Raw genomic sequence first — 15610 nt, forward strand, 5'->3', positions numbered from 1 at the left:
TCTGATCGCGACGCTAGCCTTCGTGCGCATGACCGATATACAAATGGACGACCGGCTCGCCGGTGAGACCGCGAGACCGGCGCCCCACCGCGTCCTGGGCTTCGCCGCGGGCGCCACCGTGGCCTTACTCGTCGCCGACCTCGCCACACGCGCCTACAACCACTATGACCCCATCCCGAGCGTCCGCAGGTTGGTGAACGTCGACGTCGAGGCCAACCTGGCCACCTGGTGGAACAGCACGCTGCTGCTGGCCGTGGCGGGCATGGCGCTGATCGCCGCGCTGCTCACCGGGCGCGGTGCGCGCCCCGGGCGGCTGTCCTGGTTGGGTCTTGCCGCCGCGACAGCGCTGCTCAGCATCGACGAGACGATCTCGTTGCACGAGCGCCTCGGCGAGGTCGGCCGGTCGTGGAAGGAGTGGGCCGGGGGCTCGCTCCCCACGCACGCCTGGGTGTTGCCCGGCGCGGTCCTCGCGGCAGCGGGCACCCTGTGCGCCGTGCTGTGGGCACGGAAGCTCCCGCGTGACCTGCGCTACGGACTGCTGGGCGCGCTGGCGGTGTATCTGGGCGGGGCGCTGCTGACCGAAGGGTTCAACGGCTGGGCGCACGCGCACGACCACAGCACGGTGCTCATGCTGGGAACGATCGTGGAGGAGGGCCTGGAGATGAGCGGCTGCCTCGTCGCCCTCGCCGTCCTCAGCCGGTATGTGCTGTTGGAGCGCGACCCGACGTCCAAGCGCGCGGTGATCCGGCTGCGGGACAGCTAGGCCCTTCTGCAGCCGGGCACGCGGTCTTCTGATGGGCGGCAGGATCGGCGGGACGGGGACGCCCGGGGGCTGGTCGGCGATGAGGGTGTTCACCGACTCGCCCTGATCGGGCGCGAGCGCGGCGATGCCTTTTACCGCTGCGTACTTACTTCCCGCGTACTTCGGCGTATCGGGCTCTTGCAGACGCCGCTGGGTCGTTGGGGGCGGTTCGGCTACGCGCCGCGATGGTGCCCGGCCTTGAACACCGCCTCGATCAACGCCATCTTCCGCGGGTCATCGGCGATGTTCCCACCCATGCGGTTCATGACATAGCCCATGCTGATGCCGGACTCGGGGTCGGACAGGCCGAAGGAGCCCCCGAAGCCGTCGTGGCCGAAGGCCCGCGGGTTGGGCCCGTACGAGCCGTTCCGACCGCTGAGCCAGAGGCCGAGGCCGATCTCGGTGTCGTGCGCGAAACCGGCGCCGAGGACCAGGTCGCGGCAGGCGCCCTGCCCTTCGCGGATGCGTTCAGCGGCCCCGGCCGACAGGACGCGCCGGCCCGCGTACTGTCCCCTGCCGGTCAAGATGTCGTACAGCGCGGCGACACCCCGGGCCGTGCCGTGGCCACCCGCGGCGGGGATCTCGGCGGCGCGCCACTCGGGAGTGTTGGCGTCGGCGGCGCCGGTGGCGGGATTGGCCAGGGCGGCGAGCGCGACCGGCTCCAACTGGCTGAAGGCGGCGCGCTGTTCGCTGCTCACGGCAACCCGAGGGTGCACCAGCTCGGCCGCTCGCCGGGCCTCCTCCGCCGGTAGCCCGATCGTGAAGTCGATGTCCAGCGGGCCGGTGACTTCGTGGTGCAGGAATGCGGAGGGCAGCTGCCCCGTGACGCGTCGGACGACCTCGCCGACCAGGTGGCCATAGGTCAGCGCGTGATAGCCGGACTGAGTGCCCGGCTCCCACCACGGCGCCGTGGCGGCCAGACGCGCCGTCGTGAGCTCCCAGTCGTAGAGCTCGGCCAGCGCGTGCGGTTCACGCAGCCCGGCCAGGCCCGCCCGGTGCGAGAGCAGATGCCGTACGAGGATGCGCTCCTTGCCGGCCGCGGCGAATTCCGGCCAGTACGCGGCGACGGGTGCATCGAGATCCAACAGGCCCCGGTCGGACAGGAGATGGGCGCACAACGCGGTGGCGCCTTTGGTCGTGGACCACACGTTCACGAGGGTCTCGCGCTGCCACGGGCGGGTCCGCGCGGCATCGGCCCAGCCGCCCCACAGGTCGACGACCGGGGCTCCGTCGAGCAGGACGGTCACGGCCGCGCCGAGTTCGCCGCGCTCGCGGAAGTTCTCCTCGAACGCGGCGCGGACGCCTTCGAACCGTTGGTCGAGGTGGCCCTCGATCTGAGGTGTCGCCTGCTCCGCCATCGAGCCTCCGTCTTCTCGGGTTGACCATACCGACCGGTCGGACCGGTCAGGTCGGAAGGGAACATACCGACTGATCCATCCGTCGTGAAGAGGTCCGGCGCGTTCCGACGGGTCCGCGTTCAACTCCTGCCGAGGGAAGCTCCGTTCGCGCCCTTCATGGTTTCACCTCTTGACGTCTTTGGTACGGACCTCTAGGTTCCCGATCGCCACAGCTCCATGAATGCACTCGCTGTTCATCAACGTGAACATGGTGAACGGGGAGCCACCCCCCACGCCAGCCTCCCCATGAAGGGCTGTGATCCCCTGATGCGTACTCTCAGATCCGGTTCGGCGCGCATATCCCTGCGTATTCTCCTCCTGCTGGCGACCCTGCTCGCCCTCGCTGCGCCGCCCGCCGCCCGGGCGAGTGCGGATGCCGATGAAGCGGCGCCGTTCAAGGTGCTCGCGCTCTACAGCGGCACCTGGGACGCGGCGCACATCGACTTCGTCAAGGAGGCGAACGACTGGTTCCCCCGGCAGGCCGCAGCGAACGGCTTCACCTACACGGCCAGCAAGAACTGGGACCTGCTCAGCAACGGCGGTGTCAACGCCTATCAAGTCGTGCTGTTCCTGGACGACTTGCCGCAGAGCGCCGCTCAACGGTCCGGATTCGAGCGGTACATGCGCGGCGGCGGCGCCTGGCTGGGCTTCCACGTCTCGGCCTTCACCACCGAGGCGGCGGGCTGGCCCTGGTACCACCATCAGTTCCTGGGCGGCGGGAACTTCAAGTCGAACACCTGGGGCCCGACGACAGCGGTCCTGAAGGTCGAGGACCGGACGCACCCGACCACCAAGAACCTGCCGGCCACATTCACCTCGTCGGTCAGTGAGTGGTACAGCTGGTCCAAGGATCTGCGGCAGAACCCCGACATCAAGATCCTGGCCTCTGTAGACCCCAGGAGTTTCCCGCTGGGCACGGATCCCCATCAGTCGTGGTACAGCGGCTATTACCCGATTCTGTGGACCCACGCGAAGTACAAGATGCTGTACGCCAACTTCGGTCACAACGCCATGGACTACGCGACCAACACGCGGCTTTCGTCGTCGTTCGCGAGCCAGACCCAGAACCGTTTCCTGCTGGACGGGCTGAAGTGGCTGGGCGGATCCGGCACCGCCGCCCGGCCGGAGGACTCGATCGCCACGACCTGCTGCTGAGCCGACGGCCCGTGCTCGGCTCCTGATGGCAGCGCGAACAGGAGCCGGGCCCGCCGAAACTCCGTAGAACCTTCGGGGAGGAGGGCAACTCCCGCGATATACAGGGGGGATGGCAACCTTCGTACTCATCCACGGTGGCGGCGACAGCGCCTGGGCCTGGCATCTCCTCGAAGCCGAACTGCGCTCGCGGGGGCATGAGACCGTCGCCCCGGACCTGCCGTCGGACCAGCCTTCCGCGGGGCTCGGCGATTACACCGAGGCCGTGATCGAGGCCGTCGGCGAGCGGCGGAATCTCGTGGTCGTCGGCCACTCCTATGGTGCGTTCACCGCGCCGTTGGTGGCCGACCGGCTCCGGGCCGACGTGCTGGTCCTGCTGGCCGGAATGATCCCTGCTCCGGGCGAGCGGCCGAACGACTGGTGGGAGGCCACCGGATGCAACCAGGCCAGGGAAGCCGCCGGCCTGGCCGCCATCGAAGATCCCTTCGAGAGCTTCTGTCACGATGTTCCGCGCGAGCTGGCCGAGGAGGCCATGCGCAGAGAGCGGGCGGAATGCTCACGGGCGGGCGAGGCGCCCTGGCCGCTGACGGCCTGGCCCGACGTCCCCACCCGATTCATCGTGTGCAAGGACGACCGCTTCTTCCCGCCCGAGTTCTTCCGCGACCTGGCACGAAAGCGCCTCGGTCTCGTGCCCGACGAGATCGGTGGCGGCCACTGCGTGGCGCTCAGCAGGCCGCGAGAGCTGGCGGAGCTGTTGGTGGGGTACCTCCCGGGTTGATCGCCACACGACACGAGGGGTCGCCGAGACCGCAGAGGGCCCGGCCGCGGACCTGTCGGTGCTCTGCCGCCCCGCGGTGACTCTCTGCGGTGCAGGCTTGGCCCCTGTGCCCTGTGGCTTCCCTGCCGAGTGCGATCCTGCAGACATGAACCATCTCGGCGACGCACACCTGCGTGCCTGGACGCTGCGATGGACGACCCTCCTCGCGGCCGGCCCCCGGGACCAGCTTGCCTGGTTGGGGGAGCGTGAGCTGGATACGGAGTCCGTCGTCGAAGAGCTGGAGCTCCTCTGCCGCGTCGCCGAAGGACTCGCGGAGCGCGGAGCCTTCGAGCCCGAGAACCTGCACGGTCTTCGGGCCATCGGCCGCCGCCTCGGCGAGATCGATGCCGCGTGCCGCGTCGGCCTCTGGGCCAACGCACTGGCCACCGATCCGACGTGGGACGAGATACGGCCTCTGGCCCGCCAGTTTCTCCGCACGACGCTGGGCGACTGGCGGCAGCCACTGCCACGCCCCGTGCGCCCGCACACGGGCGACCACTGAGCAACACGGAAGCGATGGACGCCTGTCTGGCGGGTGCCGGCCCTGCCCTGTCGGCGTGGTGGCCGAGGTCGCCCAACGCTTGATGGACGCGACCCAGGGCCGGCGCCCAGCCGCGTTCACCGCTGAGCGGCCAGTACTGCCGCGAGGCCCTCTTGCAGATCCTTGACGAAGTACTGGGGAACCTCCAGCGACGGGAAATGTCCGCCGTTCTCGGGCGAGCTCCACCGGACGATCTGTCGGTACCGCTCCTGTGCCCAGGGACGCGGACACTTCTCGACGTCGCGCGGATACATGGTGAGTGCCGACGGGACGTCGACCCGGAGTTCGGGATCGAGCGAGTTGTGGCTTTCGTAGTAGATGCGGGCCGCCGACGCGCCGGTCCGCGTCAGCCAATACAGGGTGACGTCGTCGAGGACCCTGTCCATGGAAATCGTCTCGAAGGGGCTGTCCTGGGTGTCCGACCACTCGGCGAACTTGTCGAGGATCCAGGCAAGAAGCCCGACCGGTGAATCGACGAGCGCGTAGCCGATGGTCTGCGGCCGTGTCGCCTGCTGCTTCGCGTACGCCGCGCGGTGACGCCAGAAATCACGGGCTTCCTCGGCCCACTTGCGCTCGACCGCCGTCAGCCCGTCCGTCGTCAAACCGGGCGGTCCCTCCGCGAACGTCGTGTGGATGCCGAGAACGTGCGCCGGGAACCTGCCGCCGAGGACCGTGGTGATGTTTCCGCCCCAGTCGCCGCCGTGGGCCACGAACTTGCCGTAGCCGAGCCTTCCCATCAGTTCCACCCATGCGGCCGCGATCTTTTCGGTTCCCCACCCGGTGGTGGCCGGCTTGTCGCTGTAGCCAAAGCCCGGCAGCGACGGGACCACGACATGGAACGCCGGGGCGTTCGCGTCTTTCGGATCTGCCAGCTCGTCCACTACATCGATGAACCGAGCAATGCTGTCCGGCCAGCCGTGCGTCATGAGCAGAGGCGTGGCATCCGCGCGCGCGGATCGGCGGTGCAGAAAGTGGATTCCCAAGCCATCGATGGTCGTGCGGAACTGGCCGATCTGGTTGAGACGCTCTTCGAACGACCGCCAGTTGTAGCCGGTGCGCCAGTAGTTCACGACATCGACGAGATCGGCGAGAGGTACGCCCTGCTCCCATCGGCCCGGGCCCGGCGCGGCCCCATGGACCGTCTCGGCCTCCGGTAGCCGCGCCGCGGCCAGCCGCGCGCGCAGATCGTCGAGGTCGGCGTCGGTTGCGTGGGCTTCAAATGCTTGCACGTCGTTCGTCGGACGGGGCATGAGACCTCCTGGCCATCGTGGAACCGGCTACGACCTGTCGCGAACCGTCTAAGGCGGTTCTAGCAAATCTCTGGGTCACGCGGCAACCCGCTAAGGTGGTTCCATGCGTGCTGCGTTCCCTGACTTCCGCCTCGGCGCTGTGCTGGCGACCAGCTTCACGGGGACTCTGTCGGAGCGTCATGGCGACGCCGTGGAGCGCATTCCCACGCCGCACCGACTCGTCGACTGGCTTGCGGTGAGCGGCCTCGCCGTGGACTCCTGCACCCCTGCCCAGCTCGGCCTCGCTCGGGAGCTGAGGGAGTCGATCCACGCCGCCGCGACAGCGGCCGCGGTCCAGGACGTTCTCCCTGTGTCCGCCGTCCAAGTCATCAATGACCGCAGCGCTCAGGGCCGGGCCGCGGCGATCCTGACGCCCGAGGGCAAGCGGCGATGGCGGCTCAGCTCGGCTTCCTGCGTGGAAGATGCCCTCAGCGTGATCGCGGCCGACGCCATCAGCATCATCGCCGGTGAACGAGACGGGAGACTGGCCTTGTGCGCATCCCCGACCTGCCGAGCCGCCTTCTTCGACACCAGCCAGAGCCGCACCCGCAAGTGGTGTGACATGAACACGTGCGGGAATCGTCAGAAGAAGGCGCGCTTCAACGCCAACCAGCGCAAAAATTCCAGATCAGCGGAGTGATCGTCACCTCGGCGCAGCGGCTGGTGGCGGCCTGCTCGGCGTGCGGGTGGGCGCGGGTGATCGTACGGTGGCCGCATGCGTTCCCGAGGACGCTGTGGGTGGGCCCGTTTCCGTTCGCACGTGGCGGGCCCACCCTTCTTGTGCGCGGGGGTGGTCAGGTGAGCAGCGCGGCCACGAGGTCGGCGAACTCGTCCGGGGTGGCCAGGCGTACGCCGAGTGTCTCGGCCTTGGTGCGCTTGGATCCGGCGCCTTCTCCCGCGACGACCAGGCTGGTGCGCTTGGAGACGCTGGAGGACGACTTGCCGCCGGCGCGTTCGATCAGTTCGTTCATCTCGTTGCGGCTGAGCTGTTCCAGCGGGCCGGTCATGGCGCCCGTGACGACCACTGTCATGCCGTTCAGCGGGCCTGCCTGCGTGTCGGTCGCGTCCTGATCCGCGGGAGAGCCTTCGGGCGAGTCCTCGGGAGCGGGCGGAGTGGCGCCGGGCTCGGTCATGTTCACCCCGGTCGCGGCGAGTTTGTCGATGACCGGGGCCAGTTCGGTCAGCTCGGCGACGATGACGGGGGCCTTCTCGCCGCCGATGCCGTCGACCCGCTGCATCGCCTCCGCGTCGGCGGAGCGGATGCGGTCCATGGTGGCGAAGTGCCGGGCGATGCGGCGGGACATGGAGCGGCCGGTGCCGCGCACGCCCAGTGCGCACAGAACTCTGGACAGCGGCTGGGTCTTGGCCGCCTCGATCGCGGCCAGCAGGTTGTCGGTGCTGGTCTCGCCCATCCGCTCCAGGCCCAGGAGCTGTTCACGGGTGAGGGTGAACAGGTCGGCGATGTCGGCGACCAGGTCGGCCTCGACCAGCTGGATGACGCGGCTGGCGCCCAGCCCCTCGATGTCGAGCTGGTCGCGCCCTGCGGCGTAGGACAGCGAGGCGACCAAGTGGCAGTCGCGGCCGCGCTCGCACCGCCAGCGCTGCTCGCCGGCGTCGATGGGGGAGCCGCACTGCGGGCACACCTCGGGGAAGGCGATCGGCTGTTCGTCGCCGGTGCGCAGGTGGGCGACCGGGGCTTCGACGCGGGGGATGATGTCGCCCGCCTTGTAGACCATCACCTGATCCCCCAGGCGAAGGTCGCGCCGGGTGATGTCGGAGGGGTTGTGCAGCGTGGCGTACGTGACGGTGGAGCCGTCGATGTCGACCGGCTCAAGGACCGCGCGCGGGGCGATGATGCCGGTGCGGCCGACGTTCCACTCCACCCCGACCAGCCTGGTGATCTTTTCCACGGCCGCCAGCTTGAACGCGATCGCCCAGCGCGGGGCCCGGCTGCCGGATCCGGCAGCCTGCTGGTCGGCGGCCAGGTCGGCCTTGATGACGATCCCGTCGATCCCGAAGGGCAGTTCGGCCCGCAGGGCCGCGATCTCCTCCACCCGGGCCAGGACGTCCTCGACGCTCTCCAGCGTGAGCCCGGGTACCGCGGTACCGGCCGGGGTGTGCACGCCGAGGTCGGCGGCGTACCGCAGAAGGTCGCCGTGGGCCAGCCCGGCCAGGTGCTCGGCGGCGTCGGCAGGTGTGGCGGGCAGCGGCAGCAGGCCATAGGCAAAGAACGTCATCGGCACCGTGTAGGCGCGATCCTTGGCCCGCAGGGTACCGGCCGCCGCGTTGCGCGGGTTGGCGAACGGGGAGCCGCCGTGCGCGGTGCGCACCGTGTTCGCGTGCTCGAACTGGTCGGTGGTCATCAGGACTTCACCGCGCACCTCCACGGTGACCGGCTCGGTGAGCCGGCCGGGCAGACCCTCGATGGTGCCGATGGCGTGCGAGACGTCCTCCCCGGCGGCGCCGTCCCCGCGGGTGACCAGCCGGGTGAGGCGGCCGTCGGTGTAGCGGGCGGCGATGGCCAGGCCGTCCAGCTTGGGCTGAACGTTCCACCGCGTCACCTCCCGGCCGATGCGGCGGGCCACGGAGGCGGTCCAGGTGGTGAACTCCTCGGGCGTGAAGACGTTGTCCAGGCTCAGCATGGCCGCCGTGTGCGGCACGTCGCCCTGTACGGCCCCGCCCGCGACCTTCCCTGTCGGGGAGTCGGGCAGCACCTGGTCGGGATGCTCGGCCTCGAACGCCGCGATCGCCCGCACCAGGCGGTCGTAGGCGTCGTCGTCCAACACCGAGGTGCCGCCCGTGTAGTAGGCGGCCGCGGCCTTCGACGCGTCCTCGACCGCCTGCACGTAGGCAGCGGCATCGGCAAACACAGGAGCTGAGGTTGTCATGTGCGCCATCGTGCCTGGCGCCACTGACAATCGGCCTCAGCCTGTCGACGAGGCAGGCTGAGGCCGTGCGGGGCGGGCGGGGCCGGGCGTGGCGGCTGCGTACGCCGGGGCTTGCTGTGCCTCGGACGCCTCGGAGGAGTTCAGGTCAGGCGCGGCGCGCGGCCCACACCGTGCGTTCGGTGCGCACCGCGAGGTCACCGCGGCGCAGGACGCTGTGCGGGCCGTCGGTGTCGAGGAGTTGGTCGAGGACGATGAGGTCGTCCGGGGATAGGGCGTGGGCGGCGCCGGAGCGCAGGTGCTTGAGGCTGCTGAGCGCGTACCGGCCGACCGCCGAGCTGTGCGAGCCGTCGACGTTCACGGGGATCGTGCGCTCGCCCTCGACGGTGAACCCGGCGGCCGCCAGCTTGGGACCCCAGTCGGCGCCGCGGTGCGGCATGTGCTCGGCGTCGTGGTGCGCGAGGGCGGCGTGGCAGCGCTCCTCGAGGCCGGGCCGCTCCGGGGGAGCGTCGGCGGGCAGGAAGCGCGGGAAGCCGGCCAGCTCGACGACGGCGAACAGGCCGCCGGGCGCGAGCAGGTCGTGGACGCCGCGCAGGGTCCGGTCGGGGTCCGCCATGTGGTGCATCGACGCCGACGCCCACACCAGGTCGGGGCGCCCGAGTTCGGGCCACTCGGCGTCCAGATCGGCGAGCACGGTGCGTACCTGGCCGGCCACCCCGAGGGCTTCGGCCCGGGTCCGCAGGCGGGTGAGATGGCCGGCCGATGTGTCCACGGCGGTCACCTGCGCGTCGGGGAAACGCGAGAGCAGAGCGAAAGTGCCTGCTCCCGTCCCGCATCCCAGGTCCACGATCTGGCGCGGCTTCGTTTCGAGGGGCAGCCATGCGGTGATGGACGCGATGTGCTCGGCGAGCACCTCCGCGTCCAGATCGAGGATCTCCGCCTGGTCGTCGGCGTCCGGCTTGTGCGGGGCATGGGGGTGAGCGCCGTCGTGGGCTGCGTGCGGGGAAGCGTGGCTCATGACAGCGACGCTAAGTCGATCCTCCTGTGGCGTCATCACCGATCCCGGAGTGCGCAAGAAGAAGGCGCGCTGCACTGCCGTACGCGCAATCGGCCGGCCGGCGCGTGGGGCGTGCGCGTGCTCCTGAGGCCGTGGGCATCACGCGCTGGACTGGTCGCTGTCGCCCTTGTCCTCGCGCTGGTGGCCGCGGCGGGCGTCGCGGTCGAAGATGCCCAGGATCTCGCACGGCCCGCCCTCGGCCCCGATGGCATGCGGGAGCATCGTGGGGAACTCCGCGGCCTGATTGGTCTCGATGCGCAGGCGCCGGTTGCCCAGCAGCAGGACCGCGGTGCCGGACAGGACTACGAGCCATTCACGGCCCGGGTGGGCGCGCATGCGTGCCGGATTGTCGGGCGGCGGATTGGTCATGCGCTGGCGTACGACGCTCATGCCGGGCTCTGCCTTGATGGGCCAGCGCATGAGCCCATGGGCGCCGTCGATCGTCGGGCTGGTGATGACATCCTCGGTGGCCGTCTCGACGAGCTGGTCCAGGGAGGTGTCCAGGGCCCGGGCGAGGGTGACGAGCTGGTCCAGGGCCAGGCGGCGCTGGCCGTTCTCGATGCGGCTGAGCGTGGACTGGCTGACCGAGGCGCGGGTGGCCAGTTCCTCCAGGGACCAGCCCTGCGCCACACGCAGGGCACGGATCCGCTTGCGTACCAGGCTGTCCATCTCGCCATTGTCTTGCGTCATGGGCAACATCCTATGCCCTGTCCGCAAGTCGTGCCTATCGTCGTGAGCACAGCCCACGAATCGCTGGGGGCTCATGTGAAGGAGAGGTGCGACGCCATGTCCGGGACCACTGCCGCGTATGCGACCGAGACCAGCGCCCGTGCGAGCGACCAGCTGCCGGGCGAGACCGTCGATGCCGTGGTGATCGGCGGCGGCGCCGCGGGCTTGAACGGCGCGCTGATGCTCGCCCGCTCCCGCCGTGCGGTCGTCGTGATCGACAGCGGCAGCCCGCGCAACGCACCCGCCGACGGCGTGCACGGACTGCTCGGCCTCGACGGCACTCCGCCGGCCGAACTGCTTCAGCGGGGGCGCGACGAGGTGCGCCGCTACGGCGGCCTGGTCGTGATCGGGGAAGTGGCCTCCGCCGCACCGGCCCCTGCCTCCGCTGCACCGGCCCCTGCCCCCGCCGAAGGCGATCCGCGCTTCAGGGTCACTCTCACCGACGGCAGGACCCTGTCGGCGCGCCGCCTGCTCGTCGCCACGGGACTGCGCGATGTGCTGCCCGACGTGCGCGGTCTCGCCGAGCACTGGGGGCATGGGGTGGTGCACTGCCCGTACTGCCACGGCTGGGAGGTGCGCGACGAGCCCATCGGGGTTCTCGCCGTCGGCCCGGCCTCCGTCCACCACGCCCTGCTGTTCCGCCAGTTGACCGACGACCTCGTCTACTTCACCCGTGGCACCGATCTGGACGACGAAACCCGTGCGCGCTTCGCCGCGCGCGGCATCCGCGTCGTCGACGCCCCGGTGAGCGAGGTCGCGGCCACCGGGGACGGCGGCATCGCGGGCGTACGCCTGAGTGACGGACAACTGGTGCCCCGGCGTGTCCTGGCCGTCGCCACCACCATGTGGGCCCGCACCGAGGGACTGGAGGAACTGGGACTGGCGACGCAGGACCTGCCCGGCGGGATGGGCCGCCACTTCGTCACCGGCATGGCCGGCACCACCGACGTACCGGGGGTGTGGGTGGCCGGCAACGCCACCGACCCGTCCGCCCAGGTCGGCGCCTCCGCCGCGGCCGGCGCCCTGGCCGGTGCCCACATGAACGCCGACCTGGTCGCCGCCGACACCGACGCGGCCCTCGCGGCCACGGAGCACGGCCTCACCCGCGTCTGAGTTCCCGCACATCCCCGCCCCCCAGTCCCACCCGCAGGCCCCGCAGTCCGCTGCACGACGACGACCGTGTGCGCCCCGCGCGGGGCCTGTGCCTGCCCCCTCACCGCGGCGCCCATCGACCGATCCGGCGCTGATCTCCGCATGCCCTTGGAGAGGAATCCATGCGTACGAACCAGCCTCCACCGCTGCGTGCCGCCGAACCCGGCGGCGACCCTGGCGCGGGCGCGCCGGACGCGCGCCGGCGACGCACCACCCTGATCGCCGTCTGTGTCGCCTTGATGGCCGTGATCGCATCGGTGTCCGGGCTGAACGTCGCCCAACCCGACCTCGCCGTCGCCTTCGGCGCCTCGCAGAGCACCATCCTGTGGATCATCAACGTCTACACCCTCAGCCTGGCCGCACTGCTCCTGCCGCTGGGCGCGCTCGGCGACCGCTGGGGCCGCAAGCCCATGCTGCTCGCGGGCCTGGCCGTCTTCGGCGCCGCCAACGTGGTGGCCGCGCTTGCCTCGTCGGCCGAAGTCATGCTCGCCGCACGCCTGTTCAGCGGCATCGGCGCGGCGATGATCATGCCGATCACGCTGGCCGTCATCACCTCCACGTTCCCCGTGGAGGAACGCGGCCGGGCGATCGGGGTGTGGACCGGTGTCGCCGGCGGTGGCGGCATCCTGGGCATGTTCCTCTCCGCGGCCCTGGTCGACGTGGCGAGCTGGCGCTGGCTGTTCGTCCTGCCGATCGCGCTGGTCGTCGTGGCCCTGGTCATGGCGTTGCGGTCGGTTCCCAACTCCCGTGAGAAGTCCGGGCACAGATTCGACACCGTCGGTGCGCTGACTTCCGTCGTCGCGGTGGTCGGACTCATCTTCGTGCTGCAGGAGGGGCCCGAACGGGGCTGGACCGCCCCCGCGACGCTGCTCGGCCTCGTCGTCGGTGTCGTGGCCGCCGTCGGCTTCGTGGTCTGGGAACTGCGCCGCCGGGATGCCGCGTTGTTGGACGTGCGCCTGTTCGGCGACCGCTCGCCGGCCGGCGGCTCGCTCACGCTCCTGGCGGTCTTCGGTGTGCAGGCGGGCATCTTCGTGGTCCTCTTCCCGTTCTTCCAGGCCGTACTGGGGTGGTCGGGCCTGCTGTCCACACTGGCGCTGATGCCCATGGCCGCACTGATGATGATGGCCTCGGGCCTGGCCCCCAGGCTGGCCGTGCGCATCGGGGCCCGCTCGACCATGGCGACAGGAATCCTCGTGGCCGGCGCGGGTCTGGCGCTCATGGCCGCGTTCGTCTCCGTCGACGGCGGCTACCTCTCCGTACTTCCCGGCATGCTCGCCATGGGGACCGGCATGGGGCTGGCGATGACGCCCTCGACCGAGGCCATCACCAGCTCCCTGCCGCGCGAGCGCCAGGGTGTCGCCTCCGCACTCAATGACGTCACCCGGGAGTTCGGCACCGCGCTGGGCGTCGCCCTGCTCGGCGCGCTGCTGTCCTCCGGCTACCGCAGCGCCATCGACGCCCGGCTCGAGGGCGTCCCCCAGGGGGCGGCCGACACCGCGCGCGAAGGCGTCGCCAACGCGATCGGAGCCGCGGAGGGAGCCGGTGCGGGCGCCCATGGCCGGGCGCTGATCCGAGCCGCGCAGGAGTCGTTCGTCGACGGCTGGCAGCAGGCCATGGGGGCAGGCGTCGGCGTCATGGCCGTCCTGTTCCTCTACATCCTGGCGCGCGGACCGCGGGACCCGGCCCGTCTCCCGGCGCATCGGCCGTAGGCCGAGCCTGCCCGTCATGCCCCTGGCGAGCGGATGGCGTGGCGGGCCCCGGCGGCGTCGGCCGCGCGTTCGACGCCCGGCGGCGCGGCGTGCTGTGTCAGAACCTGGCCGCGAATGTCCAGATGCCCCGTGCTGATGACTGCGGCGGGGGTGTACTGCCTCGCACCAGAGGGCTCAACTCGCCTTTCGCCGCCGTGCCTTAGGCGTCCTCGCTTCCACGGGCCGACCTGGAGGGTGATGACCGAAGCCGCCTTCGCGGCGCCCTCGTAAGTCCCGCCCCGTGCAGTCACATCAGAGGTTCAACCGACCGGTGCGGCGCGGATCGGCGCGAAGCCAGGGCAGGGGGCTCTGGGCCGGGAACGGCTCGGTAGGAAATCCCAACTGAAGGAGTGATCTATACGCTCGGAGGAGTGATGCTCCTTGCTGGGCCGCCGCCGGTGTTGTGACCATCGCCGGATGGACGGACAGAAGCGGCAGGCCCAGCTGGACGGCGTCGCCGAGACGACGCTGTGGACGTTGCACCATCGCGCTCTGGCCGCAAAGGACCCCGGTTCGGCACTGCTGGACCCGAAGGCGATCGAGGTCATCGACGCCGTCGACTACCCCTTCGAACGGCGCTTCGGCACCGGCAACTGGGGCATGGCGCAAGGGATGGCCGTACGGGCACGCTGTTACGACCGCGAGGTGCGCCGCTTCCTCAAGGACCATCCGGACGGCACGGTCGTCTCGCTGGGCGAGGGCCTGGAGACGCAGTTCTGGCGGGTGGACAACGGCACGGTGCGCTGGCTCGGGGTCGATCTGCCCGAGGTCGCGGCGCTGCGGCAGCGGTTGCTGCCGGACGCCCCGCGTCACCGCACGCTGTCCTGTTCGGCCACCGACGCGCGGTGGATGGACGAGGTCGACGCCTCGCGCGGGGTGCTGATCCTGGCCCAGGGGATGCTGATGTATCTCCCGCGGGATGTGGTGCACCGGCTCATCGAGGCGTGCGCCGCCCGCTTTCCCGGAGCGGAGCTGGTCTTCGACACCCCGCCCGCCTGGATGGCCGCCCGCACCGAGCGGGGCCGGTGGAGCTACCCCGCCGGATACCGGCCGCCGCCGATGCTCTGGGGGATGACACCCGCGGAACAGCGCAAGCTGCGCGGGGTGCACCCGAACATCGCCGCCGTGCGCGCCGTGCGCGCGCCGCGGGGCCGGGGATTCCTCTGCGGGTGGCTCCTGCCACTCGCCGACTTTCTGCCTGCGATCCGCACGCGCAAACCACTCTGGGTCACGCGCCTGTCGTTCGGCCCGACGAAACATCACCAAGGAGTCAGCAGATGACGGATCGCCTGGAAGCCGAGCGGGAGCAGACACCCCTGTGGGCGCCGCGAGAGCCGCGCCAGGTGAAGGTCGATGAACGGCCCTCGCCGGTGCCGGAGCAGCGTGCGGTCCTCATCGAAGGCGCCACGCTGCGGCTGCGGGAGTTCCTGCCAAGCGACGTCGAGGGAGTACTCGGCATCTTCGGCGACCCCCGCACCACCCGCGAGTTCGGGATGCCGCCCTTTCAGCGCCACGACGCCGCGGCGCTGGTGGAGCAGGCCCGGGCGGGCGCCCGGCGGACTCCCCGCTCGCACTACCGCCTGGGCGTCAGCGAGATCGCCACGGGCGAGTTGATCGGCTCGGCGAAGCTGATCGTCGAGGACCAGTCGGGCGAGGGCGGGATGGTCCGCGTCGGCTACCGCAGCGCCGAGGTGGGTCTGGCGCTGCGCGCCGACCGGGTCAGCGTGGGCCACAGCGTCGAGATCGGTTTCCTGCTGGGCGTCTTGGGCTTCGACCGGCTCGGCCTGCACCGCGTCTGGTCGGGATTCATGCCGTCCAACATCGCCGCGCAGCGGGCCATCGAGAAGGCCGGCATGGTCCGGGAGGGACGGCTGCGGCACTACGGCCACGTCGACGGTGTGTGGCACGACATCGTCCAGTACTCCATTCTCGAGGACGACTGGAAGGCCCTGCGCGGCTACTGACCGGCGCGGCTACTGACCGGCGCGGCTGCCGACCCGCGAGTCGCGCGACGGTGGACGACGTCGCGGTGAGCCCTGCG

Annotated in this window: 13 protein-coding genes and 1 pseudogene; 9 read left to right on the plus strand and 5 right to left on the minus strand. The window is 70.7% G+C overall.

The window, feature by feature from the left end; all coding sequences use genetic code 11:
- Positions 1-28: 28 nt before the first annotated feature.
- Entirely contained in the window at positions 29-763 is a 735-nt protein-coding gene (locus ACZ6ZP_RS26070; RefSeq protein WP_469408579.1) for a hypothetical protein, read from the plus strand.
- Between the two features lie 212 nt (positions 764-975).
- Here the strand turns inward: ACZ6ZP_RS26070 and ACZ6ZP_RS26075 are convergent, their stop codons facing one another.
- A complete protein-coding gene (locus ACZ6ZP_RS26075) occupies positions 976-2160 on the minus strand; it encodes a serine hydrolase domain-containing protein (RefSeq protein WP_469408580.1) in 1185 nt (394 codons plus the stop codon).
- A 306-nt stretch (positions 2161-2466) separates the two neighbouring features.
- Between ACZ6ZP_RS26075 and ACZ6ZP_RS26080 the strand changes: the two are divergent.
- The 3 genes and pseudogenes from ACZ6ZP_RS26080 to ACZ6ZP_RS26090 all read left to right on the plus strand — a co-directional run.
- Positions 2467-3345 (plus strand): annotated as a pseudogene (locus tag ACZ6ZP_RS26080) (ThuA domain-containing protein); the annotation flags it as partial.
- Positions 3346-3463: 118 nt separating this feature from the next.
- Positions 3464-4129, plus strand: a complete 666-nt coding sequence (locus ACZ6ZP_RS26085) for an alpha/beta hydrolase (protein WP_468615636.1) — start codon at positions 3464-3466, stop codon at positions 4127-4129.
- A 145-nt stretch (positions 4130-4274) separates the two neighbouring features.
- On the plus strand, positions 4275-4670 hold the full coding sequence (locus tag ACZ6ZP_RS26090; RefSeq protein WP_469408581.1) for a hypothetical protein: 396 nt from the start codon (positions 4275-4277) through the stop codon (positions 4668-4670).
- Positions 4671-4786: 116 nt separating this feature from the next.
- On the opposite strand, the gene ACZ6ZP_RS26095 is transcribed toward ACZ6ZP_RS26090, so the two are convergent.
- Complete coding sequence (locus ACZ6ZP_RS26095) at positions 4787-5959, minus strand: epoxide hydrolase family protein (protein ID WP_469408583.1); 1173 nt, start codon at positions 5957-5959, stop codon at positions 4787-4789.
- Between the two features lie 103 nt (positions 5960-6062).
- Between ACZ6ZP_RS26095 and ACZ6ZP_RS26100 the strand changes: the two genes are divergently transcribed.
- Positions 6063-6638: a CGNR zinc finger domain-containing protein gene (locus ACZ6ZP_RS26100; protein ID WP_469408584.1), complete on the plus strand. Its 576-nt coding sequence runs from the start codon at positions 6063-6065 to the stop codon at positions 6636-6638.
- A gap of 154 nt (positions 6639-6792) precedes the next feature.
- On the opposite strand, the gene ligA is transcribed toward ACZ6ZP_RS26100, so the two are convergent.
- The 3 genes from ligA to ACZ6ZP_RS26115 form a co-directional block, all read right to left on the minus strand.
- On the minus strand, positions 6793-8895 hold the full coding sequence (ligA, locus tag ACZ6ZP_RS26105; protein WP_469408586.1) for an NAD-dependent DNA ligase LigA: 2103 nt from the start codon (positions 8893-8895) through the stop codon (positions 6793-6795).
- Positions 8896-9031: 136 nt separating this feature from the next.
- Positions 9032-9901, minus strand: coding sequence for a class I SAM-dependent methyltransferase (locus tag ACZ6ZP_RS26110; protein ID WP_469408587.1), 870 nt, complete (start codon positions 9899-9901; stop codon positions 9032-9034).
- A gap of 138 nt (positions 9902-10039) precedes the next feature.
- Positions 10040-10630 (minus strand): helix-turn-helix domain-containing protein, encoded by a 591-nt coding sequence (locus ACZ6ZP_RS26115; protein ID WP_366461771.1) that lies wholly within the window; start codon positions 10628-10630, stop codon positions 10040-10042.
- Between the two features lie 96 nt (positions 10631-10726).
- Between ACZ6ZP_RS26115 and ACZ6ZP_RS26120 the strand changes: the two genes are divergently transcribed.
- From ACZ6ZP_RS26120 to ACZ6ZP_RS26135, 4 genes are all read left to right on the plus strand, one after another.
- Positions 10727-11782: an NAD(P)/FAD-dependent oxidoreductase gene (locus ACZ6ZP_RS26120; RefSeq protein WP_383821893.1), complete on the plus strand. Its 1056-nt coding sequence runs from the start codon at positions 10727-10729 to the stop codon at positions 11780-11782.
- A gap of 161 nt (positions 11783-11943) precedes the next feature.
- The gene (locus tag ACZ6ZP_RS26125) at positions 11944-13530 is read left to right on the plus strand and encodes an MFS transporter (protein WP_383821896.1); all 1587 of its coding nucleotides are present in this window, start codon (positions 11944-11946) and stop codon (positions 13528-13530) included.
- Positions 13531-13986: 456 nt separating this feature from the next.
- Positions 13987-14850, plus strand: a complete 864-nt coding sequence (locus ACZ6ZP_RS26130) for a class I SAM-dependent methyltransferase (RefSeq protein WP_351166054.1) — start codon at positions 13987-13989, stop codon at positions 14848-14850.
- Positions 14847-15533, plus strand: a complete 687-nt coding sequence (locus tag ACZ6ZP_RS26135) for a GNAT family N-acetyltransferase (protein WP_351166056.1) — start codon at positions 14847-14849, stop codon at positions 15531-15533. The genes ACZ6ZP_RS26130 and ACZ6ZP_RS26135 overlap by 4 nt, the downstream gene beginning before the upstream one ends.
- Positions 15534-15610: the final 77 nt, after the last annotated feature.

The sequence above is a fragment of the Streptomyces sp. NPDC054047 genome (genome assembly GCF_055585065.1).

What these genes read in the sequence shown, in the direction of transcription:
- ACZ6ZP_RS26070 (WP_469408579.1), top strand. Translation starts at nt 29, where the DNA reads ATGACCGATATACAAATGGACGACCGGCTCGCCGGTGAGACCGCGAGA.
- ACZ6ZP_RS26075 (WP_469408580.1), bottom strand. Translation starts at nt 2,160, where the DNA reads ATGGCGGAGCAGGCGACACCTCAGATCGAGGGCCACCTCGACCAACGG.
- ACZ6ZP_RS26085 (WP_468615636.1), top strand. Translation starts at nt 3,464, where the DNA reads ATGGCAACCTTCGTACTCATCCACGGTGGCGGCGACAGCGCCTGGGCC.
- ACZ6ZP_RS26090 (WP_469408581.1), top strand. Translation starts at nt 4,275, where the DNA reads ATGAACCATCTCGGCGACGCACACCTGCGTGCCTGGACGCTGCGATGG.
- ACZ6ZP_RS26095 (WP_469408583.1), bottom strand. Translation starts at nt 5,959, where the DNA reads ATGCCCCGTCCGACGAACGACGTGCAAGCATTTGAAGCCCACGCAACC.
- ACZ6ZP_RS26100 (WP_469408584.1), top strand. Translation starts at nt 6,063, where the DNA reads ATGCGTGCTGCGTTCCCTGACTTCCGCCTCGGCGCTGTGCTGGCGACC.
- ligA (WP_469408586.1), bottom strand. Translation starts at nt 8,895, where the DNA reads ATGGCGCACATGACAACCTCAGCTCCTGTGTTTGCCGATGCCGCTGCC.
- ACZ6ZP_RS26110 (WP_469408587.1), bottom strand. Translation starts at nt 9,901, where the DNA reads ATGAGCCACGCTTCCCCGCACGCAGCCCACGACGGCGCTCACCCCCAT.
- ACZ6ZP_RS26115 (WP_366461771.1), bottom strand. Translation starts at nt 10,630, where the DNA reads ATGACGCAAGACAATGGCGAGATGGACAGCCTGGTACGCAAGCGGATC.
- ACZ6ZP_RS26120 (WP_383821893.1), top strand. Translation starts at nt 10,727, where the DNA reads ATGTCCGGGACCACTGCCGCGTATGCGACCGAGACCAGCGCCCGTGCG.
- ACZ6ZP_RS26125 (WP_383821896.1), top strand. Translation starts at nt 11,944, where the DNA reads ATGCGTACGAACCAGCCTCCACCGCTGCGTGCCGCCGAACCCGGCGGC.
- ACZ6ZP_RS26130 (WP_351166054.1), top strand. Translation starts at nt 13,987, where the DNA reads ATGGACGGACAGAAGCGGCAGGCCCAGCTGGACGGCGTCGCCGAGACG.
- ACZ6ZP_RS26135 (WP_351166056.1), top strand. Translation starts at nt 14,847, where the DNA reads ATGACGGATCGCCTGGAAGCCGAGCGGGAGCAGACACCCCTGTGGGCG.